Genomic DNA, 21,392 nt, shown 5'->3' on the forward strand with positions numbered 1-21,392 from the left:
CCCGCCTAATGTCGCCCTCATGGACTCCGGATTGCTCATTTCCTTCCTCGCCATCGACCTGCTCCTCGTCTGCGTGCCGGGCGCCGACTGGGCGTACGCGATCTCCGCCGGGCTGCGCGACCGCTCCCCGCTGATGGCGGTGACGGGCCTGGTCACCGGGTACGCGCTGCACACCGTCCTCGCGGTGGCCGGTCTCGCGGTGCTGGTGGCGAGCGAGCCGGCGCTGCTCACCGCGCTGACGGCGGCGGGCGCCGCGTATCTGGTGTGGCTGGGCTGGAGCGTACTGCGGCGCCCGGGCACGCCGGGGGCGGCCGAGGAGCCCGTGGCCACGCGTCCGGCCCGTGCCTTTCTGCGCGGGGCCGCGATCAGCGGCCTGAACCCCAAGGGCCTGCTGCTCTACCTGTCCGTGCTGCCGCAGTTCCTGCTGACGAAGGGCGACCATCTGCCGGTCCCGGCCCAGACCGCCGTACTCGGCCTGCTCCACATGGCGTGCTGCGCGGCCGTCTACCTCACGGTGGGGCTCGCGGCCCGCGCGGTCCTCGGCGCCCGCCCGGCGGCGGCCCGCGCGGTCGCGCGCACGTCCGGGGCGGCCATGCTGGGCATCGGCGCGTTCCTCCTGGTCCAGCGCCTGGCGACGCTATGACCGGCGGACGATCCTGAAGAGCCGGATCTCCCGCTCCACCCGGGCCTGGTACGTCGCGTACGGCGGCCAGAAGCCCAGCACCGCCTTCCACGCGGCCGCCCGTTCCTCCCCCTCCAGCAGCCGGGCCGTGACCGGGATGTCCCGGCCCTTCCAGCTGACCTCGGCATCGGGGTGCGCGAGGAGGTTGTGGGTCCAGGCGGGATGGCCGGGGCGGCCGAAGTTGGAGCCGACGAGGAGCCAGGAGCGGCCGTCGTCCTCGGGCATGCAGGCGAGCGGCGCACGACGGGGCCGACCGCTGCGGGCGCCGGTGGAGGTCAGGATCACCCCGGGCAGCATCCGGGCGCTGAGCAGCACCTTTCCGCGCGTGAGCCGGTGCACGGCCCGGTCGAGCACCGGGATGACATGCGGGGCGACCCTGGCGAAGCCCCGCGTCGAGGACACCTTCTGGACGACCCGGACGCCGATCACACCGCCACCTCCTGGGCGTCGAAGAGCCGGGCGGCGTCGGCGGCGTGCGCCCGCAGCCGGTGCACCGGCCCGAAGAGCAGCTCGTCGCCGGCGGCTCGCTTGAAGTACAGGTGAGCCTCGTGCTCCCAGGTGAAACCGATGCCGCCGTGGAACTGGATGCCCTCGGCGGACGCGGTGCGGAGCGCTTCCAGGGCCTGCGCGAGGGCGAGGCGCTCCGCGGGGGGTGCCGCGATGGGTTGCCGGGCGGCCGCGGCGCCGTCGTGGCTGGTCGCGCCCAAGCGGCGGAGCCGCATATCGACACCGCCCGCGCCCCTTGAGGGTGTTGCGGCCCAGGATGCGTAATAGGCCGCCGATCTCGCTGCTTGCACCGCCACGTACACGTCCGCCAGCCTGTGCTTCACCGCCTGGAAGGAGCCGATCGGGCGGCCGAACTGCTCCCGCTGCTTCACGTACTGCACCGTCCGCTCCAGTACCCGGTCGGCGGCGCCCACCGCCTCGCAGGCGAGGACGGCGGCGGCCACCTGCCCCACACCCGCCAGCACACCCAGCACGTCAGCGCCCTCCTCCCCCAGCAACTCGGCCTCCACGTCCCGGAGTTGGAGCCGGGCCTGCGGGCGGGTGGCGTCCAGGGCGGTCTGCCGTACTCGTACGGCCCCCGCCGCGTCCCCCGCCAGCAGGAACAGCAGCGTCCGCGAGCGGGCGAACCCCCCGGCGTGCGCGGCGACCACCAGCAGGCCCGCGCTGTGCCCGTCCAGCACCTGGTCGACCTGCCCGTACAGCCGCCATCCGCCCTCCGTCCGCCGCGCCTGTACGCCCCCGGCCCGCCCGCCGCCCGCCCAGTCGCCGCCGTTGTCGCCGGTCAGGGCGAGGGCGGTGGTGAGGGCGGGGCCGGGGACGGCGAGGGTGGCGGTGAGCGTGCCGGAGGCGAGGCGGGGCAGCAGTGCGGTGCGCTGGGCCTCGGTGCCGAGGGCGGCGATCAGCGGTGCGGCGAGGACGGCGGTGGCGAGCAGCGGGGAGGGCGCCAGCACCCGGCCCGTCTCCTCGCAGGCGAGGGCGAGTTCGGTCGCCGAGCAGCCGACACCGCCGTAGTTCTCGGGGAGGGCGAGGCCGGGCAGGCCGAGCTGTTCGGCCAGGGCGGTCCAGAGGGCGGGGTCGTGGCCGGCCGGGGTGTCGACGGCCGCCCGCAGCTCGTGCGGGCCGCAGCGGCTGTGGAGCAGCTCGCGGAGGGTGCGGCGGATCTCGTCCTGCTCTGGGGTGAGGCTGGCGTCCATGGGTTCTTCCCTCCGGCTCTTCCCTCCGGATCTGACGGGCCGTCATATTAGGAGGGCCGGACCGAGATGCCCAGAGGTTGGAGGCCCCCTCTCATGACTTCCGCGAGCCGGAAAGTCGCCGTGGTCGGCGTCGCCCTCTCCGACTGCGGCCGGGTGGACGACGCCACTCCGTACGCCCTGCACGCCCAGGCGGCCCGCCGCGCCCTCGCCGACGCCGGGCTGGGCCGGGAGGCGGTGGACGGCTTCGCCTCCGCCGGACTCGGCACCCTCGCCCCCGTCGAGGTGGCCGAGTACCTGGGCCTGCGCCCCACCTGGGTCGACTCCACCTCCGTCGGCGGCGCGACCTGGGAGGTGATGGCGGCCCACGCGGCGGACGCGATCGCGCGGGGACACGCGAACGCCGTACTCCTCGTCTACGGCTCCACGGCCCGCGCCGACATCAGGGCCGGCCGCCGCACCGGCAACCTCTCCTTCGGCTCCCGGGGCCCCCTTCAGTTCGAGGTCCCGTACGGGCACACGCTCATCGCCAAGTACGCCATGGCCGCCCGCCGCCACATGGTCGAACACGGCACGACGATCGAGCAGTTGGCGTCCGTCGCGGTCCAGGCCCGGGCCAACGCGGCCCTGAACCCCGAGGCGATGTTCCGCCACCCGATCACGGTCGACGACGTGCTCGACGGGCAGGTGATCGCCGACCCCTTCACCAAGCTGCACTGCTGCATCCGCTCCGACGGCGGGGCCGCGGTGCTGCTGGCCGCCGAGGAGTTCGTACGGGACTGCCGCACGGCCCCGGTGTGGGTGCTCGGCACCGGGGAGCACGTCTCGCACGCCGCGATGTCCGAGTGGCCCGACTTCACGGTGGGCCCGGCGGCGGTCAGCGGGCGGCTCGCCTTCGAACGGGCCGGGGTGCGGCCCGAGGAGATCGACTTCGCCGAGATCTACGACGCCTTCACCTATATGACCCTGGTGACGCTGGAGGACCTCGGCTTCTGCGGGAAGGGCGAGGGCGGGGCGTTCGTGGAGAAGGGGCGGCTCCTGGTGCGGGGCGGGGAACTGCCGGTCAACACGGACGGGGGCGGGCTGTCGGCCCAGCACCCCGGGATGCGGGGGCTGTTCCTGCTGGTGGAGGCGGTGCGGCAGCTGCGGGGCGAGGGCGGGGAGCGGCAGGTGCGGGGGCGGCGGGACGGGGGGCTGCCCAGGCTGGGGGTGGCGTCGGCGACCGGGGGATGGTTCTGCTCGTCCGGGACGTTGGTACTGGGCAGGGATTGACGACGACCGAGAGGAAACAGGCATGGCCCTGACCCGGGAAGAGCGTGAGCAGTTCCTGGCCGAACCTCATATCGCCGCGCTGTCGGTCGACGCGGGCGCGGGGCGCGCTCCGCTGACCCTGCCGATCTGGTACCAGTACGAACCCGGGGGCGACATCTGGGTCATGACCGGTTCGGACACCCGCAAGAACGAGCTGATCCAGGCGGCCGGCCGCATCTCCCTGATGGTCGACCGGCTCGACCCCACCATCCGTTACGTGTCCGTCGAGGGGCCGGTCGTCAAGACGATCCCCGCCACCCTCGAACAGCTCCGCGAGATCTCGGCCCGCTACCTCCCGGCCGAGAAGGTCGACGGGTACGTCGACTTCGCCTGGAAGAACCACGGCGAGCAGGTCGTCATCCACATGCGGCCCGAACGGTGGGTGTCGTCCGACCTGGGACAGGTGTGAGCGGGGGCGGCGCCCGCACGTGACAATCGGGGCATGGGAACAGATCTTCATGAGCTGCTGAGGTCGCTGCGGGTGTGGGACCCGGCGGTCACCGGGTTGCCGGAGTTCGACCCGGCCACCGCGCCCGCCGCCCCGCTCGCCCTGTTCACGGCGTGGTTCGCGCAGGCCGTGGCGGCGGGGCAGGTGGAACCGCACACCATGTCCCTCGCCACGGCCGACGAGGAGGGGCTGCCGGACGTACGGACCGTGATGCTGCACGGCGCCGACGCGTCCGGCTGGTCCTTCGCGACGCACGTCGACAGCGGCAAGGGCCGCCAGCTCACGGCCCGCCCGTACGCGGCCCTCGGCTTCTACTGGCCGGTCCAGGGCCGCCAGGTGCGGGTGCGGGGACCGGTGACGGCGGCCCCGGCCCAGGAGGGCCAGGCGGACCTGCACGCCCGCTCGACCGGCGCGCTGGCGGCCGCGCTGACCGGACGCCAGAGCCAGGTCCTGGGCTCACCGGCGGAGTTGGCGCGGGCCTCCGAGGATGCCTGGGAGCGGGCCCGGCGCGAACCCGACGCCCCGGTGCCGACCTGGACCCTGTACCACCTGCGCCCGGACCGGGTGGAGTTCTTCCAGGGGGACGCCGGGCGACGGCACGTGCGGCTCAACTACCGGCGCGCGCAGGGCGGTTGGGCGAAGGAGCTGCTCTGGCCCTAGGGGCGTGCCGTCATTCGGGGAGGCGGATCCCGTTCACGGCGTTGTCGAAGACCGGGCGGTACTCGTCCCACTGCGCGTCCGGCGCGGAGAGGTAGATGGCGTACTGGGTGTTGTCGGCGCCGTTGATGGCCAGCTCGACCCCCCGGAACCCCCGCACCCTGCCCTGGAAGGTGAACTCCCAGTACCCGGCGGTCCGCCCGCGGAACGTCGTGCGGCTCATCCTGATCCGCTCGTAGTCCGCGTTGTCGCGGCGTGTCTGGGCCTCTTCGGTGTCCCGCCAGTGCTGGAGCGGATCGGCCCCCGCGAACTCGACCACCTGGACCCTCAGGCCCACCAGACCGGTCGGGTCGATGTAGGCGACCTCACCGGTCTTGGGCACGTCCTGGGCCTTCCAGCCGTCCGGGACGGGCACGGAGAAGCCCTGGCCGGCCTTCACCAGGTGGTATCCGGCGGGAACCGGCGACGGGGAGGCGCTCGCCTCCGAAGAGGGGTCGGAGCCGCCGGAGGTGCCCGAGGTTTTGGACGCGGACCGGGAAGGGGACGGGGAGGAGGCGCCGTCGTCCCGCGAGGCACCGCCGTTCCCCGGCAGCAGCAGCACGGCGCCCGTCGCGGTGGCGGCGATCACCAGTGCCGAGGCGATCCACAGGACCGTGCGGCGGCCCCGCTTGCGCACCGGCGCGGCGGAGGCGACGGGAGCGGTGGGGGTGGCGGAGGCTGGGGAGGTGGCGTGCACCCGCTCCGGCCGCGTGGGCGGATCGAGGGGGGCGGTCGCCTCGCCGGCCACCCGGCTCAGGATGTGCTCGGCCTCCCGGGCGTCCATGCGCAGGCCGGGCTCCTTCACCAGCAGGCCCTCGATCACCGGGGCCAGGTCCCCGGCACGGCTCGGCGGCTCGTGCGGGTCGGCGGCGATGGCGTACGCCGTCTCGATCGCCGTGTCCCGGCGGAACGGCGGCCGCCCCTCGACGGCCTCGTACAGCGTCGTTCCGAGCGACCACAGGTCGCAGGCGGGGCCGGGCTCGGCGATCCCGCTGCGCAGGCGCTCCGGCGCGAGGTACTGGATCGAGCCGACCAGTTCCCCGGTCCTGGTCAGCGACGATGTCCCGGACTCCACCGCGATGCCGAAGTCGGTGAGGACGATCCGCCCGTCGTGCCCGAGCAGGACGTTGGCCGGCTTGACGTCCCGGTGCAGCACACCGGCGTCGTGCGCGGCGCGCAGCGCGGCGGCCATGCTGCGGCCGACCCGGGCGGCCTCGCCCGGCGGCAGCGCGCCCTGGCGCTTCAGTACGTCCCCGAGCGTGACCGAGGGGACGTACTCCATGACGATGCACGGCAGGCCCTCGTCGTCGACGACGTCGTGCACGACGATCACATGGGGGTGGGTGATCCGGGCCGCGCTGCGGGCCTCGCGGCGGGTGCGCTCGTAGAGCCGCTGGACCTCGTCCTCGTGCAGGTGGGGCGGGACGTGCAGCTTCTTGAGGGCGACGTGCCGGTTGAGCAGTTCGTCCTCGGCCCGCCACACGGTGCCCATGCCGCCACGGCCCACGCGCTCCACCAGCCGGTACCGGTTGGCGATGAGCCTCCCCAGATCGGACACCCTGAGACCTACTTTTCCCCGTACACGCGAGCACTCTTCGAACAGATTGCAGATGCACCATAGCGCGTACGGATCACACGTCACGGCGGCGGTTCACGCGGCCGCGGTCGCGAATTCCCCGGGGCTCAGGCACGGCCCGGGAAGCCCCGGGTCCCCCGGAAGTCGTATGCCGTGAAGTCGGCCACCGCCCGGTACCCGATGCGCTGGTAGAGGCCGTTGCTGGTCTGGTTGGCGAGGTCCGTGAAGAGCAGCACCTCGCGCACCCCGGAACCGAGCACGGCCCGGCTGACCTGGGCGGTGACCGCGCCCGCATAGCCGCGTCCGCGCAGCTGGGCCGGGGTGTAGACGGGGGCCACCCGGACCTGTCCGGCGACCACCGGGGTCACGCCGGCCATCGCCAGGGGGGTGCCGTCGTCGCCCTCCCAGAAGGTGACGCCGCCGTAGGAGATCCGCGAGTCGGCCCAGGCGGCGGCGTCACGGGCGGCGTGGTCGCCGACGGCTTCGACGAACTCGCCGTACCAGCGCGCCAGTTGCTCCCGGTCCTCCTGGCCCGCTACCCGCGCCCGGCCCGCCGGGAGGGGCTGCGGCACGGTCAGGTTGCCGAGCCGGTAGAGGCGTTGGCGCTGACTGACCACGGCCCGGCCACCCGCGAGACGCCGCCAGGCGGCGGCGAAGGCCTCGGCGGTCTCCTGGGCCGCGATGACGCCGGGGACCGAGTGGCCGAGGGCGACCAGGTGGGCGGCGAGCGACTCGGCCTCGTCGGGGGTGAGCGGTGTGACGTTCAGGCGGAAGGGCGGGGTGTGGAAGTAGGCGGCTCGCACCTGCCCGCCCACCTCCAGCACACCGAACACCGGCGCCTCGTCGCCGTACGCGCGCAACCCGCCGGTGCGCAGCGTCTCGGTCACCGTCAGGACGACGGTGTGCAGATCGGGGCGTGAGCGCAGGAAGCCACCGGCGTGGGAGAGGAAGCCGCTGAGATCCTGGGTGCAGTACCAGTCGTCCGGGCGCATACCTCATGATCCCGCGCCCCGGCGGCGGTTGTGCACCCTTTTCCGCCTTGACATCCTCCCCCTTTTAAGAAAGCGGGATTCCAACCCTTTTGGGTTGAGGTTCACGGGCGCTCGAACGGCCGGTGGCCGTTGTCACCCCTCCGGCACCGGCTGAGAGCCGGGGGCGAGGGATCCCGCCCTGTCCTGCCGCGACGTTGTTGGCTGCGTTGTTGTCCGCGTTGCAGGTGAAGCCGCAGGATACGCACTCGAAGTCAGCTTGGCTCTTGCGTGACTTCTTCTCGATCCATCCGCAGGCACTGCACCGCAGGCTGGTGTAGGGCGCGGGAACGTCTTCGACCCGGCCGGGGGCCTTGTGACCGGTGCGCTGCCGGAGCAGGCCCCAGCCCTGGGCGAGGATCGACCGGTTCAGGCCGGACTTCTGCGCCACGTTCCTGCCGGGCTGCTCCACGGTTCCCTTCGCGGAGCGGGTCATGTTCTTGATGTTCAGCTTCTCGAACCGGACAAGGTCGTAGGAGCGGGCGAGCATGGTGCTGGTCTTCTCGCACCAGTCCTTGCGCCGATTTGCCTCCCGCGCCTTGAGCCTGGCGGCCTTCGCGTACTCGGCCGCCTTGTGGGGGCTGCCCTTGCCCGCTCTGGCCGCCCGCCGCTCATGCTTTCGGACCTGGGCGCGTTCCTTGACGGTGAGCTGCGGGCAGTTCAGCTTCCGGCCGTCCGACAGGGCAGCGGTGATCGTGACGCCCCGGTCGATGCCGATCACCTCACCCGTGCCCGGCGCCGGCGCCGGCACCGGCACCGGGACGACAGCGAACGCAATGTGCCACTGGCCGTTGCGGAAGGTGACCCGGAACGACTTCGCTTCGGGCAGCCGCGCACCCTTGCCCTGGGCGCTGAGGCGGAAGCGGACCCAGCCGCAGCCAGGCACCCTGACCTGAGCCCATCGCCGGTTGAGCCTGAGCACGACCACCGACCGGCCCATGACCTGCCTGCCGGTCTTCGCGTTGAGCTTCGGCGTCCCGTCCGCGTCGTATTCCGGTACGCGGCCGGTGCCGATGACCCGGAAGCCCTCGTGCCGGTATTTCTTGCGCCAGGTCGGCTCACCGAACCCGGACGTGAACATGGCGTTCCTGGCCTTGGCGAAGTCCTTCAGTGCCTGCTGCTGCACGTCCGCGTTCCCCGAGCCCAGCCACTCGTTCTCCTGCCGGGCCTCGGTGAGCTGACGGCACTGCTCCGCGAAACCTGGCGCGCTCTTACGCCACCGGCGCCAGTGCGCATGCTGCTCAACGGCAAGATTCCAGACGTACCGGGCGTGCGCACAGTGCGTGAGCATCTGCTCGGCCTGCGCGCACGTCGGATACATCCGGAAACGAGACATGCCACGAACCTAGCCACCCCGTTCCCCTCACGCGCACACCTTCGACCAACATCACCCCTGAGAGTGACCGGCACACTTTCGCCTACCACGCGGGAACGGGCATTCACCCCGGCCCTGAAGGACCGGGCACTCTGCCCGTCGAGCAAGGTGGTGATCCGCAGCGGGTGGTGCAGCGCCGTAACTGGGGGTCGGTGCACGCTCGGAACCAGGCATCGAACGTCGGTTTCGGAGTCCGGGGTCCCACGGGCGCAGGCGTAGACCGTGGCCGAGCAGTTCGGGGAGGTGTGGATGGAAGGTCGTATGCCAGCGTGGGTCACGAGGGTAGTGAACCGGCTTGAGGGCCTCTTTGATCCGGGGAGCCATTGATCAAGCGGCGCGGGCCAGTCGGCGCTGGCAGCGCAGTGTGCGGATACGCAGGGGTTCGCGCTGCAGGTGGCGGGTCGAACCGGCGTCCGCCAGGCCTCAGCTCAACCAGCCGGCCGCTACGCTGCTCACCGCTGCGGCCCACTTCTCGCGCGGGCGCATTCCCCATGTGTCTCCTGTCGGTTCCGTGAATTTCCTCTGGGCCAATCCGCCCGGCAGGATCAGGGCCCATGAGGATTCTGGTGCTGGGTGGTACATGGTTCCTGGGCAAAGAGCTGGTCGTCGGCGCACTGGCGCGCGGGTGGTATGTGACAACGTTCAACCGTGGCCGTTCGGGACCCGATGTCGTCGGCGTTGACGCGGTGCATGGTGACCGGACCGACCCGGAAGACCTTCAGCGGCTGGCTGGACACGGTGCGTGGGATGCCGTGGTGGACACGTCCAGCTCAGAACTTCCGCCTCGTGACGTTCTCCTGGCCACACGTGCTCTGGCCGGTCAGGCCGCTCGGTGGGTGCACATCTCCACGGTGTCCGTGTACCAGGGCTGGCCCCACCACCCCCTCACGGAGGAATCGCCGCTTCTCGACTGTCCGGCGGACGCCGACGAAACGTTCGGCTACACCGGTCCGGATGGCTCCCCGACGAAGTACGGGTTCCAGAAGGCGGGGGGAGAGCGGGCCGTGTCCGAAGCGCTCGGCGACCGGGCAGTGTTCCTGCGGCCCGGGGTGATCCTCGGCCCCGGCGAGTACGTCGGACGCCTGCCCTGGTGGCTTACCCGTGCCGAGCGCGGCGGCCGGATCCTCGCGCCGTCTCCGGGCCAGCGGCGGATTCAGCCGGTAGATGTCCGCGACGTGGCCGCCTTCGCCCTGGACCAGGCTGCCGATACGAACGCCGGCGAGGCCTTCAACGTCGCCCACCCCGAGGGGCTGACGTTCGCCGAGTTCGTGACCGCGTGCCTGACCGTGACCAGCGCCGCAGGGCGGCCCGTCTGGGCAGCGCCGGAGGACCTCACCCGCCACGGCGTCAAGCAGTGGACGGAATTCCCGCTGTGGCGCACGCACGCCGGGGTGTGGGCCGTCGACCCCTCGCGGGCCGTGACTGCCGGTCTGCGCTGCCGCCCGCTGAGCGAGACGATCGCCGACACCTGGACTTGGATTCAGGCCGACGGGCGCCCCGTCGAGCATCCACGGTGGGCCGAACACGGCATCGCCCCCGAGAAGGAGGCCAAGATCCTGGCGTCTCTCCCGGGAGCTGGCTGACAGGCGCTGGTCAGGCCTCCAGGGCGGCCAGGGGGCCGGAGCCGGTTCCGAGCTGATGCTGTGCGGACAGGCGGGTGAAGTCCTCGATCCGCTCGCCGAGTTCTCCGGCAAGCTGGGCACCCCGGAACGGTCCGCCGGTCAGCGCGCGCCGCACCCGGGAGGTGCGGGTCAGCAGTCCGGTGGCGCGCTGGTCGCGCGGGACGACCCACACCCGTTCGAGGGCGTCGGCCGCGCCATCGAGGTCACCGCGCAGCAGCCGAGCGGCAGCCAGATCCGCACCTGCCCCACCGACCACGCGGGCTGAGCGCTGCTGCGCCGGTCGCTGGGCCGCAAGCTCCAGTGCCCTCGTCGCGGCGGTCTCGGCCTGGCCCCCATCACCGAGCAGCAGGCACGTCGAACTGTTCGACATGGCGATGCGTTCGGCGGAAAAGCCGAACTCTCCGGCCACCCCGTCATGGAGGTCGTCTGTCGCCCCCGGTCCGTCGAGCTGCGAGGCGTCCAACGCCCGCTGCGCGGAGGCGGCATCACCGAGGTACCCGAACGCGCGGGCCTCGATCGCCGCGAGCCTGCGTCGTGCCACATCCCCCAGGCCCGTGAACATCTGGGCCTGCCGCGCCAGCCTCGCGGCCTCCGCAGGCTGATTCGAGAAGTACGCGATGTACGCCAGCGTCCCGCCGGCGAACCCGCGCAGCGGATCGAACCGCGCCGTCTCCCCATACAGAGCCGCCGAACGGCACAAGCGCTTTGCCCCGTCCAGTGACCCGAGGTCGAATGCGGCCGTGGCCAGCAGCGCGCAAGCCTGGCCCGCCACGATCAGCAACTCTTGGGCCTGCGCCGGGACTTGCGTCCGGCCGCGCTGTGTCTCGGCCTCGTCACGCAGCCGCCGTGTCTGCTGGAACACGTCGAGAGGCGCCGTGCTGCTGTACGTGCGCGCCAGCGTGGCCACGTCGTCCCGCAGCTGGTCAAGGGTCGTATCCGAGATGGAAGCGGCGGCAGCCTCGGCGGCCTCGCTCTGGGCGTCATGTGCAGTCATCAGAATTTCGTCTTCCAGGTTGAACGTGGGTGCGGGTGCAACGGAGGGAGGCGCATCAAACAGCGCTGCCGCATCGACCCCGAACATGTGCTCCAGCGCCGTGCACGCCTCGGCGCCTGGAAGGGTCTGGACCCGACCGCCCGTCCAGCGCCGAAACTGCGCCTCGGACACCGTCAGATTCCGGGACCCCTCATCGAGTGCCTGAGCTGCCGCGCGGCGGAAGGCACGCTCGAAGTCCACGTAGCGCCAACGCCGTTGATCCACTAAGACCTTCAACAGCGTCCGAGCCGTCGTACTCATGTCACTCCCCGGTCTGCCGACGCGCTCGCGTCGGCGTTTCCCTCACTGGAAGGGGAACCGCCAACGCCCCGGCAGCACAACACCCCCACCGCACATGACACGTTGACGCTACCCGCACGCCACGTCGGTCACCTGAAAGAGCACCGGATGAGACCCGGTACGGCATGGCGACGCCACCCGGAACGGGCGGAATCTGTCCGTCGTCGCTCGACGCTCCGCAATCCGTACGTACCCGCCCGGAGCCCGACGGCATACGGCCCCGCCGCCCCCCTTCCTCCGAGGGCAGCCGGGGCGCCGACCGCGACCGCTAGGGCGAGGCAGACGACCCATGACGACGCGAACCACCCCCACCTCCGCAGCCGGTGAACTCGTGGACGCCCCCTTGATCCATTTGGAGAGACTGAGTGACCGGCAGCGCGCGGGGACCTCGTGCTGCTGGTGCAGCGGCACCCCGGACCGCCGGTTTCCCGTCCGGATACTCCGTCTGACCGGCGTCCGCCTGTACGCGTTCACCCCGTGCACGGGCATGTACGGCGTGCGGGAGACGGCCTCGTGATCCTGATCGCCCCCGACCTCAGGCCCGCCTCGCACACGGTGCCGACCTACACGCAGACACTGTCCCTGGTGGCCTCCTCTGCTGCATTAGCCCGTCTGTCGACGCGCACCACACTCAGGTGCTGGTCGCTCGACGAACTGGCCGACGATGCCGAGCTGATCGTGTCGGAGCTGGTGACCAACGCCGTACGGCATGCACGCCCACCGGCAGCGACTCGGGACGAGCCGGGCCGGTGCAGGCTGACGCTGGAGCAACCGGAGCCGGACAGGCTCCGGGTGTGGGTCACGGACGCCTCATCGCGTCCCGTCGTACGACGCGAGTCGGGCGACGGTGAAGAGGGCGGCCGCGGCCTGAACATGGTGGACGCCCTTGCCGCGGCGTGGGACGTCTTCGCGATGCGAGGCGGCGGGAAGGCGGTATGGGTCGAGCTCAAGGCGTCCTCGTGATCCTCGAGGGGATCGACAAGGCCCTCGAAGAAGTCAGGTCCACCGGCCGGGGCTGCCTCATTTGCTCCAACCGCTCCGGACCACAACACCATCCGCCACCACCGACGACACGGAGAGGTAGTGACGCGAGCATGCATGACTTGATCGCGAGTCCGTTCCAAGACGATCACCTGGTGCTACGTCCGGGAAGCCCGAAGGCCCTCAAGATCCCCCGCGTGAAGTTCGTGCAGCTCAAGGCGGCCGTCTCCGGCGGCGAACCAGTCCCTGCGTGGCTCGCGGACGCGGCCAGGCGTTTTTGGAAATTCGACCTCGCCGGGCGCCCCGCCGCAGGAGCCGTCCTGATCCGTGCCAGCGGCCCCTACAGGATCAGCCGGGCCACCTGGGAACTGAACCTCGGCTGCGACTACGACTGCGTGATGTGCTACCTCGGCGAGAAACGGTTCGAAGGCCTGGACATGGCCGGGAAACGACGGCTGCTGGAGGTCATGACCGAAGCGGGGGTCATCTGGCTTCAGATGACAGGCGGCGAACCACTGATCGACCCGGACTTTTCAGCGGCATACCGGTACGCACATGAGCTGGGCATGCAGGTCGAGTTGCTGTCGAACGGATCGCGGCTGCACAAGGACCACGTCCTGGAGCTGCTTGTCGAGCTGCCGCCTTCGAAGATGTCGCTGAGCGTTTACGGCGCGACGGCCGACACGTACGACACCGTGACCCGCAACCGAGGCGCCTTCGAGCGGTTCTCCACCGGGCTGGACAAGGCCGTCGACGCCGGTCTGAATCTCGATCTGAGCCTGATCATCACGCGGCAGAACGCACACGAGATCGACGCGATGCGCGTGTGGGCGAAACGGCTCGGGCTGCCGTTCCGCGAGTACGCGAACCTCTCACCGACGATCCACGGCACCGCCGAGCCGCTGCCGTCGCAATCACCCGAACACCTCACCAGCAGAGCGCCGTTCACCGGCTGCCCCGCCGGCGTCACGTTCTTCCACACCGACCCGTTCGGCCGCGCGTCGATCTGCAAGGTCAGCCGCGAACCGAACGTCGACCTGATCGCGGAAGGCACGGACGGACTCGCCCGGCTCGGCGGCATCGCCGAGTCCCTGATGCTTCGCACCGGAGGATGCAACGGCTGCAAGCTCTCCGACTCATGTCGGGTGTGCAGGCCGATGGCGAAGGTCTTCCAGGAGGCGAAGGCACCACTGCACCACTACTGCCAGCACGGAATGAAGGAGACAACATGAGCACACTCCTGCTCGAACTCGGCCCCACCCGGACCGAGGAAACCGACGAGATCGTCCTCATCGACGACGTGGAGACCTACACCGGCGCCGCCGGGACCCTCCCGGGATGCGGCGACGACAACCCTTACAACTGATCCCCATCCGATCCGGGGCTCCGGCGCATCGCGCGCCGGAGCCCCGCCCTGTGTGGAAAGGTGGCCACCATGCCGACCGTGCGCCTGCCCGAGCTTCCCGCCGACGTCCTGGCCCTCGTGGAAGCCAAGGCCGGTTCTGTGATCAAGACGGAGAACCTGAACGCGGGCCTCAACAGCGAGATCGCCGCCCTTATCCACACTGCAGACGCGACGATCTTCGTCAAGGGATTGCGCGAGGAGCACCGACGGGTGTGGACACAGGCGCGCGAGGCGGACGTCAACCCTCACGTGCGAGGCATCGCCCCGGCCTTGCTGTGGCACATCCAGGCAGGCGGCTGGGACCTCCTCGCCTTTGAGGCCATCCCCGGCAGCCACGCCGACTACGCGCCCGGCTCTCCCGACCTCCCGCTGGTGGCCGACGTAATCGGTCGCGTCTCCACGGTCCAGGCGCCGGACAGCATCACACGCACCATGCCCGACCGGATGAAGGCACACACCGACGCCCCGGAGCTGTTCGCCGGAGACACTCTCTGTCACACGGACTGGTTCCCCACCAACATCCTGATCACCAACCGCGCCGTGATCGTCGACTGGGCATGGGCCTCCCGAGGAGCAGCATGGATCGACCCCGCTCTGTGGGTCGTGTGGCTCATCAACTCCGGGCACACGCCGGCCCAGGCCGAGCAGTGGGCCGCCCACGTCCCCGCATGGCACACCGCTCCGGCGGAGAGTCTCGACGTCTTCGCCCGCGCCACCGTCAGCGTCTGGGAAGGGATCGCGAGCGGCCAGACGGAGCCCTGGGTGCTCGGCATGCTAAACGCCGCCCGCACCTGGAGCGCCCACCGCTGACGGCTTCTCCCAACACGGTGGCGCGGGGGCCCAACAACTCCCCGCAGCGGAGCGGCACTCAGCCGGCTTCGCTCACCTTGCGGCCGGCCGGAACACCGGCACCCCGTCCCGGAAGGCGACCGAGAGCTCCATGCCGGCCCGCAGCCGTCCGGCGTCCCCGTACTCCACGACCTCGGTCATCATCCGCGGCCCCTCGGCGAGATCGACGACCGCGGCGACGTACGGCGTCCGCTCCCCGAAGGGCGGCAGGTCGTTGCGGTGCACGACGGACCAGGTGTAGAGGGTGGCCCGGCCGCTCGCGGGCTCCCAGTGGACGTCCTCGCTCCAGCAGTGCGGGCAGAACTCGCGGGGGTAGTGGTGGGCGCGTCCGCAGGCCCGGCACGCGCGGACGAGCAGCCTTCCCCCGGCCGCCGCGTCCCAGTACGTGCGCGTGAAGGCGTCGGCTTCCGGGAGGTCGTGGCGCTGCCCCGCCATCAGAACAGCCCCAGCGCGCTGTCCACCGACCACGACTGCCACGACATCCCGAACAGCGCGACCAGCGAGATCAGCGCCATCATCGAGTTCTGCCCCTGCTCGCCCCAGTCGTGGATCATGAGGGTGAAGTAGAGGACGTTGAGCAGCAGCCCGCCGACGAGGGCGACCGGCGTCAGGAACCCGAGGACGAGCCCGAGCCCGAGGGCCAGCTCCGCGTACAGGACGACGTACGCCATCGTCCGCGGCCGTGGCGCCACGACGGTCTCGAAGCCGGACCGTACGGCGTTCCAGCGGTGCTTGGCCGCCACGTCCGCCGCCCAGGAGATCCCCGCCCCCTCGAACCAGCTCTTCTTGTCCTTGTGCCGCCAGCTCTCCAGCCACCACAGCCCGAGGCCTATCCGGAGCACGGCCAGCCATTGCGCACCTGTGAGCCAGATCGCGTCCATGGATCTGACGGTACGTCAGATAAGCGGGACCTGACAATCGCCTGTCGTGAAGCACAGGGCACTGGCCTCCTCCTGAGCCTGAAGGCCCAGGGTTCCATCCGCCCGCACAGCGCGGGCCCTGGCGGGTTCCTGTTTCATCACGCACCGCCCTGGCTAGGCAGGGTCTTACACGCGCTCCGCAGGCGTTTACTTCTCGGCGAGCCCCGCCGCGAAGATCCTGCGCCCTTCGGCGCGGATGTTGGCTTCCGCGTTCTGATCCCGGTCGTGGACAGCCCCGCATGAGCAGGTCCACGACCGGATCCGCAGCCCTGCCTGCCCCTTGGGTCCTTCGATGCTGCCGCAGGTGGAGCACATCTGAGTGGAGGGGAACCAGCGAGAGACCTTGGCAAAGCCGCGCCCGTACCGTGCGCACTTCGCTTCGAGAGTGCTGGCGAACATGCCGAGCGACTGGTCATGGACGGACTTGCCGCGCTTACCCTTCGCCGATCCCAAGCCCTTCAGGTTCAGGTCCTCCACATAGACCGCTTGGCTCTCGCGGACGATGCGGGTGGTTTCCTGCTCGATGAAGTCGCGGCGCTGGTCCGCGATCCTGCTGTGGATCTTGGCTACGGCATGCTTGGCCTTGCGCCGATTGTTCGATCCCTTCTCAGCGCGGGACAGTTTGCGCTGCGCCCGGCGGAGTTTCTTCTCCTGCCGCCGGAAGAACTTGGGGGAAGCGATCTTCCGGCCGCGTAGGACCGCGTAGGCAGACAGGCCCACGTCGATACCGGTCTCGGTCTCGTCCATATCCAGCTCGGGAAGTGGCTTGTCCTCGGTTGCGACCACAAAGCTCGCGAAGTAGCGGCCCGTGGAGTCCTTGATGATCGTGACACTGGACGGCTCGGAGGGAAGCGGACGCGACCAGCGCACCTCGACATCCCCAAGCTTCGCGATGAACAGCTTCCCATTGCCCCGCAGCACGAACCCGTTACGAGTCAGCCGGATCGACTGACGCCCGGACTTCTTCTTCATCTTCGGCGGTGCGACCTTCGGCCCCTGCCGTAGCCCCCTCTTGGAGGCGAAGAAGTTCCGGTAGGCGGCATGCAGATCCGCGAGCGACTGCACCAGCGCCACCGAGGGCGCTTCCTTCAGCCACTCCCGCTCCGGCGTCTTCTTCGCAGCCGTGATGACCATCTTCTGCAATGACACGTCGGAGATGTACGGCTCGCCGTTCCTCCACGCTGCACGCCGCTCCCTCAATCCGTCGTTGTAGATCACGCGTGCACACCCGAAGAAGCGCGCCAGATCCCGCTGCTGCCGACCGGTCGGATAGATCCGCTCGTTGTACCGCAGCTTCATGGCTCACCTCCCCGGCGTTTCACGTCTCCCTGAGCCTCACGGTGACCCTCTGATCTTCCTTTTCGGTATGACTAATTGTCAAGTGATTTGGCCTGCCGAACCATTCCTCTGTCTCGGCCATGAAAAGGCTGGACTTGGGACGTGAGCGGCCACCGCCCGAGGGCTCTCCGGCCCCCCACCCGCACACGGGCTCAGCCCGGTTGGCCGCGTCGCGGGGCGATGACCGCGCCGATCACGGCGGCCAGGGCGGCGGTCACGGCGAGGGTCCCCACCATGACCATCCCCACCCCGATCACGAACAGCCCACTGGCGTCGTCCGACCAGTCGTAGAAGGCCGCGACGGTCAGACCGGCCGTGGTGCCGAGCACGGCACCGTTGGCGTGGCGCCGGGAGGCCGCCCAGTACACCGGCACCAACAGCGTCAGCACCAGCCCGATCACCTGCCACGCCTCGTACGGGCCGGTCGTGCTCCCGTCGGGATGCACATCGCGATGCTGGTCCCAGCCCAGCCAGGCGGCCCACCCCGCGAGAGCGAGTCCGGCCGGCACGAGGATCGGCAGCAGCAGCTGAACGGGGCGCTGTGGTCCTTGATGTCCTTGACGCATGGTCCAAGCGTCTTCGCCTCACCCGGTCACCGAACAGAGCGCGGATACTCAGCCCCACCCGAGTACCTGAGCCAGGGGGTCCGAGGTCCGGCGCCCAACGGGTGAATCCCGCCCTTCCGTGAGCAGCCGCCGCCGTGCCGGGGGAAGGCCATGCTGCGTACCGGACGAGCGAGGTCAGGAAGCAGCCCCATGCCCAAGTTCCTCATCCAGGCCACCTACACGCCCGACGGCGCGAAGGGTCTGCTCAAGGAAGGCGCGAGCGGCCGCCGCGCCGCCGTCGACCGGGTCGTCAACGATCTCGGCGGCAAGGTCGAGGCCATGTACTTCGCCTTCGGCGAGGACGACCTCGTGTGCGTCATCGACTTCCCCGACGCGGTCTCCATGGCCGCCGTCAGCCTCACCGTCAAGGCCAGCGGGGCCCTGCGCACCCGGGCCACTCCGCTCCTCACCCTGGACGAGATCGACAAGGCCACCCGCCGCCAGGTCACGTTCCGCGCGCCCGGCGCGTAACGGGACAGACTTTCGGCGCCCTTGCCCACCCCACCCCCACAACCAGGAGATCTACGCCACAGGTTCCACCCACCCCTCCTACAGCCGTGATCGATCCGCAACCAATTCCGGGCTTGACCGAGACCCATCAACCGGCTGCGTGATTACGCTCCCGGACATGGCCGACTCCACAGCGTCCCCGACCCCCACGGACCGCCCCGTCTACGTCATCGGCGGCGGCCCCGGCGGACTCTCCGTCGCGCACGCGCTGCGCGCCCGGGGGCTGCGGGCCGTCGTGCTGGAGAAGTCGGACCGGGTCGGCGCTTCCTGGCGGCGCCATTACGACCGGCTCCATCTGCACACCACCCGACGGCTGTCGGCTCTGCCGGGGCTGCCGATGCCGCGCCGCTTCGGGCGCTGGGTGTCACGGGACGACGTCGTGCGCTACCTGGAGAAGTACGCCGAGCACCACGACCTGGAGATCGTCACCGGCGTCGAGGTCTCCCGCGTCGAGCCCGCACCGGACGGCTCCGGCTGGCTGCTGCGCGCGACCGGCGGCCGTGAACTGACCGGCGCCGCGGTCGTCGTGGCCACCGGCCACAACCACACCCCGCGCGTCCCGGACTGGCCCGGCCGCGTCGGCTACACCGGCGAGTTCCTGCACGCCGGCGAGTACCGCAACCCGGCCCCCTACGCGGGCCGCGACGTCCTGGTCGTCGGTGTCGGCAACACCGGTGCCGAGATCGCCGTGGACCTGGTGGAGGGCGGCGCCGCACGGGTACGGCTCGCGGTCCGTACCGCCCCGCACATCGTCCGCCGCTCCACCGCCGGCTGGCCCGCCCAGCGCACGAGCATCCTCGTACGGCGACTGCCGGTCGGGCTCGTCGACCGGCTCGCCCGGCCCGTGGCCCGGCTCAGCGTGCCGGACCTGTCGGCCCACGGGCTGCCGCGCCCGGACTCCGGCCTCTACAGCCGGGTCAAGGACGGCGCGATCCCGGTCCTCGACGTCGGCCTCGTCGACGCCGTACGCAAGGGCCGCGTCGAGATCGTGGCCGCCGTCGACGGCTTCGAGGACGACAAGGTGCTCCTGGCCGACGGCAGCCGCGTCTCCCCGGACGCCGTCATCGCGGCCACCGGGTACGTCCGGGGACTCGAAGGGTTCCTCGGCCACCTCGACGTGCTCGACCCCCGCGGCAGGCCGGTCGTCCAGGGCGCACGGACCCCTGCCCAGGCCCCCGGCCTGTACTTCACCGGCTACACCAATCCCATCAGCGGCAACCTCCGCGAGATGGCGATCGACGCCCAGAAGATAGCGAAGGCCATCGCCGGGGACGGCAGCCGACGCGTCTCCCGGCTGCCGGTCTGACGCCGGCTTCCGGGCTTCGCTCAGACACTCTCAACTCTCTTGCGTAGATCTGCTGTTACTTACGAGTCAGAAGTTGCGTGAGAGCTGTACCGCGCCACCGCACGGAGCCAGAATGTGAGCACTGTTCAACTTTCTGGCTCCACTCCCTCTCTCCCGCACGACGGAGGACGCACGTGGCACACGAAGGACAGCACCCCCAGCACACCCGACTCCCCCGGGTCTCCCGGCGCTCCCTCCTCGGTGGCGCGGCCGCCGCGGCCGGTGCCGCCACCCTCACCGCGACCGGATCCGGCACGGCCTCGGCGGCCACCCGCCAGGCCGACGTCGCGATCGTCGGCGCCGGCCTGGCCGGACTCACCGCGGCCCGCGACCTGGTGGCGGCCGGCAAGTCGGTCGTCGTCCTGGAGGCCCGCGACCGGGTGGGCGGCCGGGTCGTCGGGCTGGACCTGGCGAACGGAGGCGTCCCCGAGGGCGGCGGCGAGTTCATCGGCCCCACCCAGGACCGCATCAGAGCCCTCGCCGACTCCCTCGGCGTCGGGACCTTCCCGACCTACAACACCGGCGACAACCTCCTCTACAAGGACGGCAAGAAGACCCCCTACGCCACCGACGGCATCCTCGGCGCGGTCCCGCCCATCGACGCGGCCGGGCTCGCCAACGCCGCGATCGTGCAGGCGACGCTCGACGACCTGGCCAAGCAGATCCCGGTCGACGCCCCCTGGACCGCCGAGAAGGCCGACGAATGGGACCGGCAGACCTTCGAGACGTGGCTGCGCGCCAACGCCGTCGTCCCGTCGGCCAAGTTCCTCTTCGACGTGGCCTGCACGTCGATCTTCTCGGCCGAACCCCGCGAACTCTCCTTCCTGTTCGTCCTGTTCTACATAGCCGCCGCGGGCAACTCCTCGAACCCCGGCACCCTGGAACGCCTCACCGAGACCGCGAACGGCGCCCAGGAACTGCGCTTCGTCGGCGGCTCCCAGCTGGTGCCGGTCAAACTCGCCGCCACCCTCGGCGACCGGGTGGTGCTCAGCGCCCCGGTGCGCACGATCGCCCGGTCCGGTGGCGGTTACGTCGTCACGGCCGACGGTGTCACCGTCACCGCCAAGAAGGTCGTCGTCGCCGTGCCCCCGCCGATCGCGGCCCGTATCACCTACGACCCCGTGCTGCCGGCCTCCCGCGACCAGCTCACCCAGCGCCTGCCGATGGCCTCGGTCGGCAAGGCGATCGCGATCTACGACACCCCCTTCTGGCGCGCGGACGGCCTCAACGGCCAGGTCGTCAGCGACACCGGCGTCATCAGCTCCACCTTCGACAACTCCCCGCCCGACGCCTCCTACGGCGCCCTGATGGGCTTCATCGAGGCTGACGAGGCCCGGAAGCTGGACGCGGTGAGCGAGGCGGAGGTCCGGGCGGCCGTACTGAAGGACTACACGACCTACTTCGGCGCGAAAGCGGCCTCCCCCACCTCCTTCGTCCTACAACGCTGGAACAACGAGGCACACACCCGCGGCGGCCCCGTCTCCATCGCGGCGCCCGGCGTCCTGACCCAGTACGGTCCCGCCCTGCGCGCGCCCGTCGGCGGCATCCACTGGGCCGGGACGGAGACCTCCACGTACTGGATGGGCTTCATGGACGGGGCGGTGCGGTCGGGTGAGCGGGTGGCGAAGGAGGTGCTGGCGGTGCTGTGAGCAGCGCGGTCCGCGCTCTCCG

General features: G+C 70.8%; 23 protein-coding genes. 13 read left to right on the forward strand and 10 right to left on the reverse strand.

Features of this window, described 5'->3' with window-relative positions; all coding sequences use genetic code 11:
- The first annotated feature begins 19 nt into the window (after positions 1-19).
- Positions 20-643: a LysE family translocator gene (locus ACFU95_RS11655; RefSeq protein ID WP_383825307.1), complete on the forward strand. Its 624-nt coding sequence runs from the start codon at positions 20-22 to the stop codon at positions 641-643.
- On the opposite strand, the gene ACFU95_RS11660 is transcribed toward ACFU95_RS11655, so the two are convergent.
- A complete protein-coding gene (locus tag ACFU95_RS11660; protein WP_383825310.1) occupies positions 638-1,111 on the reverse strand; it encodes a nitroreductase family deazaflavin-dependent oxidoreductase in 474 nt (157 codons plus the stop codon). The genes ACFU95_RS11655 and ACFU95_RS11660 overlap by 6 nt on opposite strands.
- Positions 1,108-2,382: an acyl-CoA dehydrogenase family protein gene (locus tag ACFU95_RS11665; protein WP_383825313.1), complete on the reverse strand. Its 1,275-nt coding sequence runs from the start codon at positions 2,380-2,382 to the stop codon at positions 1,108-1,110. The genes ACFU95_RS11660 and ACFU95_RS11665 overlap by 4 nt, the downstream gene beginning before the upstream one ends.
- Before the next feature lie 93 nt (positions 2,383-2,475).
- Between ACFU95_RS11665 and ACFU95_RS11670 the strand changes: the two genes are divergently transcribed.
- Genes ACFU95_RS11670 through ACFU95_RS11680 form a run of 3 tightly spaced genes read left to right on the forward strand, consistent with a single transcriptional unit; the run spans position 2,476 to position 4,798 of the window.
- Positions 2,476-3,651 carry an acetyl-CoA acetyltransferase gene (locus tag ACFU95_RS11670; protein ID WP_383825315.1) on the forward strand — a complete coding sequence of 392 codons (1,176 nt, stop codon included), beginning with the start codon at positions 2,476-2,478 and terminating at the stop codon, positions 3,649-3,651.
- A gap of 22 nt (positions 3,652-3,673) precedes the next feature.
- Positions 3,674-4,099 carry a pyridoxamine 5'-phosphate oxidase family protein gene (locus ACFU95_RS11675; RefSeq protein WP_383825318.1) on the forward strand — a complete coding sequence of 142 codons (426 nt, stop codon included), beginning with the start codon at positions 3,674-3,676 and terminating at the stop codon, positions 4,097-4,099.
- 33 nt (positions 4,100-4,132) lie between these two features.
- A complete protein-coding gene (locus tag ACFU95_RS11680; RefSeq protein ID WP_383825320.1) occupies positions 4,133-4,798 on the forward strand; it encodes a pyridoxal 5'-phosphate synthase in 666 nt (221 codons plus the stop codon).
- A 10-nt stretch (positions 4,799-4,808) separates the two neighbouring features.
- Here the strand turns inward: ACFU95_RS11680 and ACFU95_RS11685 are convergent, their stop codons facing one another.
- From ACFU95_RS11685 to ACFU95_RS11695, 3 genes are all read right to left on the reverse strand, one after another.
- Positions 4,809-6,392, reverse strand: coding sequence for a serine/threonine-protein kinase (locus ACFU95_RS11685; protein WP_383825323.1), 1,584 nt, complete (start codon positions 6,390-6,392; stop codon positions 4,809-4,811).
- A 125-nt stretch (positions 6,393-6,517) separates the two neighbouring features.
- A complete protein-coding gene (locus ACFU95_RS11690; RefSeq protein ID WP_383825326.1) occupies positions 6,518-7,402 on the reverse strand; it encodes a GNAT family N-acetyltransferase in 885 nt (294 codons plus the stop codon).
- 64 nt (positions 7,403-7,466) lie between these two features.
- Positions 7,467-8,774 carry an RNA-guided endonuclease InsQ/TnpB family protein gene (locus tag ACFU95_RS11695; RefSeq protein ID WP_383825329.1) on the reverse strand — a complete coding sequence of 436 codons (1,308 nt, stop codon included), beginning with the start codon at positions 8,772-8,774 and terminating at the stop codon, positions 7,467-7,469.
- Between the two features lie 593 nt (positions 8,775-9,367).
- Between ACFU95_RS11695 and ACFU95_RS11700 the strand changes: the two genes are divergently transcribed.
- Positions 9,368-10,396 (forward strand): NAD-dependent epimerase/dehydratase family protein, encoded by a 1,029-nt coding sequence (locus tag ACFU95_RS11700; RefSeq protein WP_383825332.1) that lies wholly within the window; start codon positions 9,368-9,370, stop codon positions 10,394-10,396.
- A 10-nt stretch (positions 10,397-10,406) separates the two neighbouring features.
- Here ACFU95_RS11700 and ACFU95_RS11705 read toward each other — a convergent pair whose 3' ends face one another.
- Positions 10,407-11,729: a DNA-binding protein gene (locus ACFU95_RS11705; RefSeq protein WP_383825335.1), complete on the reverse strand. Its 1,323-nt coding sequence runs from the start codon at positions 11,727-11,729 to the stop codon at positions 10,407-10,409.
- A gap of 328 nt (positions 11,730-12,057) precedes the next feature.
- Here ACFU95_RS11705 and ACFU95_RS11710 point away from each other — a divergent pair, with 328 nt between their 5' ends.
- From ACFU95_RS11710 to ACFU95_RS11730, 5 genes are all read left to right on the forward strand, one after another.
- Positions 12,058-12,285, forward strand: a complete 228-nt coding sequence (locus tag ACFU95_RS11710) for a hypothetical protein (protein ID WP_383825337.1) — start codon at positions 12,058-12,060, stop codon at positions 12,283-12,285.
- A complete protein-coding gene (locus tag ACFU95_RS11715) occupies positions 12,282-12,731 on the forward strand; it encodes an ATP-binding protein (protein ID WP_383825340.1) in 450 nt (149 codons plus the stop codon). Before ACFU95_RS11710 ends, ACFU95_RS11715 begins: the two co-directional genes overlap by 4 nt.
- Before the next feature lie 215 nt (positions 12,732-12,946).
- Entirely contained in the window at positions 12,947-13,981 is a 1,035-nt protein-coding gene (locus ACFU95_RS11720; RefSeq protein WP_383825343.1) for a radical SAM protein, read from the forward strand.
- Positions 13,978-14,115, forward strand: coding sequence for a hypothetical protein (locus tag ACFU95_RS11725; protein WP_383825345.1), 138 nt, complete (start codon positions 13,978-13,980; stop codon positions 14,113-14,115). The genes ACFU95_RS11720 and ACFU95_RS11725 overlap by 4 nt, the downstream gene beginning before the upstream one ends.
- Before the next feature lie 69 nt (positions 14,116-14,184).
- Complete coding sequence (locus tag ACFU95_RS11730) at positions 14,185-14,964, forward strand: aminoglycoside phosphotransferase (RefSeq protein ID WP_383825347.1); 780 nt, start codon at positions 14,185-14,187, stop codon at positions 14,962-14,964.
- 72 nt (positions 14,965-15,036) lie between these two features.
- Here ACFU95_RS11730 and ACFU95_RS11735 read toward each other — a convergent pair whose 3' ends face one another.
- The 4 genes from ACFU95_RS11735 to ACFU95_RS11750 form a co-directional block, all read right to left on the reverse strand.
- Positions 15,037-15,438 (reverse strand): Zn-ribbon domain-containing OB-fold protein, encoded by a 402-nt coding sequence (locus tag ACFU95_RS11735; protein WP_383825349.1) that lies wholly within the window; start codon positions 15,436-15,438, stop codon positions 15,037-15,039.
- Positions 15,438-15,884, reverse strand: coding sequence for a DoxX family protein (locus tag ACFU95_RS11740; RefSeq protein ID WP_383825352.1), 447 nt, complete (start codon positions 15,882-15,884; stop codon positions 15,438-15,440). Before ACFU95_RS11740 ends, ACFU95_RS11735 begins: the two co-directional genes overlap by 1 nt.
- Positions 15,885-16,070: 186 nt before the next feature.
- Positions 16,071-17,222 (reverse strand): RNA-guided endonuclease InsQ/TnpB family protein, encoded by a 1,152-nt coding sequence (locus ACFU95_RS11745; RefSeq protein ID WP_383825355.1) that lies wholly within the window; start codon positions 17,220-17,222, stop codon positions 16,071-16,073.
- Between the two features lie 191 nt (positions 17,223-17,413).
- Positions 17,414-17,827, reverse strand: a complete 414-nt coding sequence (locus tag ACFU95_RS11750) for a hypothetical protein (protein ID WP_383825358.1) — start codon at positions 17,825-17,827, stop codon at positions 17,414-17,416.
- A 189-nt stretch (positions 17,828-18,016) separates the two neighbouring features.
- Between ACFU95_RS11750 and ACFU95_RS11755 the strand changes: the two genes are divergently transcribed.
- The 3 genes from ACFU95_RS11755 (at position 18,017) to ACFU95_RS11765 (ending at position 21,370) form a co-directional block, all read left to right on the forward strand.
- Positions 18,017-18,337 carry a GYD domain-containing protein gene (locus ACFU95_RS11755; protein ID WP_383825360.1) on the forward strand — a complete coding sequence of 107 codons (321 nt, stop codon included), beginning with the start codon at positions 18,017-18,019 and terminating at the stop codon, positions 18,335-18,337.
- Between the two features lie 157 nt (positions 18,338-18,494).
- Positions 18,495-19,682, forward strand: a complete 1,188-nt coding sequence (locus ACFU95_RS11760; protein WP_383825363.1) for a flavin-containing monooxygenase — start codon at positions 18,495-18,497, stop codon at positions 19,680-19,682.
- Between the two features lie 173 nt (positions 19,683-19,855).
- Entirely contained in the window at positions 19,856-21,370 is a 1,515-nt protein-coding gene (locus tag ACFU95_RS11765; protein ID WP_383825365.1) for a flavin monoamine oxidase family protein, read from the forward strand.
- Positions 21,371-21,392 lie beyond the last annotated feature (22 nt).

Origin of the sequence: Streptomyces sp. NPDC057623, assembly GCF_042800355.1 — a bacterium.
Classification (GTDB): Bacteria; Actinomycetota; Actinomycetes; order Streptomycetales; family Streptomycetaceae; genus Streptomyces.

Excerpts from the sequence above, each read along its gene's own strand:
- ACFU95_RS11655 (WP_383825307.1), top strand. The coding sequence starts at position 20 with ATGGACTCCGGATTGCTCATTTCCTTCCTCGCCATCGACCTGCTCCTC.
- ACFU95_RS11665 (WP_383825313.1), bottom strand. The coding sequence starts at position 2,382 with ATGGACGCCAGCCTCACCCCAGAGCAGGACGAGATCCGCCGCACCCTC.
- ACFU95_RS11670 (WP_383825315.1), top strand. The coding sequence starts at position 2,476 with ATGACTTCCGCGAGCCGGAAAGTCGCCGTGGTCGGCGTCGCCCTCTCC.
- ACFU95_RS11675 (WP_383825318.1), top strand. The coding sequence starts at position 3,674 with ATGGCCCTGACCCGGGAAGAGCGTGAGCAGTTCCTGGCCGAACCTCAT.
- ACFU95_RS11680 (WP_383825320.1), top strand. The coding sequence starts at position 4,133 with ATGGGAACAGATCTTCATGAGCTGCTGAGGTCGCTGCGGGTGTGGGAC.
- ACFU95_RS11690 (WP_383825326.1), bottom strand. The coding sequence starts at position 7,402 with ATGCGCCCGGACGACTGGTACTGCACCCAGGATCTCAGCGGCTTCCTC.
- ACFU95_RS11695 (WP_383825329.1), bottom strand. The coding sequence starts at position 8,774 with ATGTCTCGTTTCCGGATGTATCCGACGTGCGCGCAGGCCGAGCAGATG.
- ACFU95_RS11700 (WP_383825332.1), top strand. The coding sequence starts at position 9,368 with ATGAGGATTCTGGTGCTGGGTGGTACATGGTTCCTGGGCAAAGAGCTG.
- ACFU95_RS11705 (WP_383825335.1), bottom strand. The coding sequence starts at position 11,729 with ATGAGTACGACGGCTCGGACGCTGTTGAAGGTCTTAGTGGATCAACGG.
- ACFU95_RS11710 (WP_383825337.1), top strand. The coding sequence starts at position 12,058 with ATGACGACGCGAACCACCCCCACCTCCGCAGCCGGTGAACTCGTGGAC.
- ACFU95_RS11725 (WP_383825345.1), top strand. The coding sequence starts at position 13,978 with ATGAGCACACTCCTGCTCGAACTCGGCCCCACCCGGACCGAGGAAACC.
- ACFU95_RS11730 (WP_383825347.1), top strand. The coding sequence starts at position 14,185 with ATGCCGACCGTGCGCCTGCCCGAGCTTCCCGCCGACGTCCTGGCCCTC.
- ACFU95_RS11735 (WP_383825349.1), bottom strand. The coding sequence starts at position 15,438 with ATGGCGGGGCAGCGCCACGACCTCCCGGAAGCCGACGCCTTCACGCGC.
- ACFU95_RS11740 (WP_383825352.1), bottom strand. The coding sequence starts at position 15,884 with ATGGACGCGATCTGGCTCACAGGTGCGCAATGGCTGGCCGTGCTCCGG.
- ACFU95_RS11745 (WP_383825355.1), bottom strand. The coding sequence starts at position 17,222 with ATGAAGCTGCGGTACAACGAGCGGATCTATCCGACCGGTCGGCAGCAG.
- ACFU95_RS11750 (WP_383825358.1), bottom strand. The coding sequence starts at position 17,827 with ATGCGTCAAGGACATCAAGGACCACAGCGCCCCGTTCAGCTGCTGCTG.
- ACFU95_RS11755 (WP_383825360.1), top strand. The coding sequence starts at position 18,017 with ATGCCCAAGTTCCTCATCCAGGCCACCTACACGCCCGACGGCGCGAAG.
- ACFU95_RS11760 (WP_383825363.1), top strand. The coding sequence starts at position 18,495 with ATGGCCGACTCCACAGCGTCCCCGACCCCCACGGACCGCCCCGTCTAC.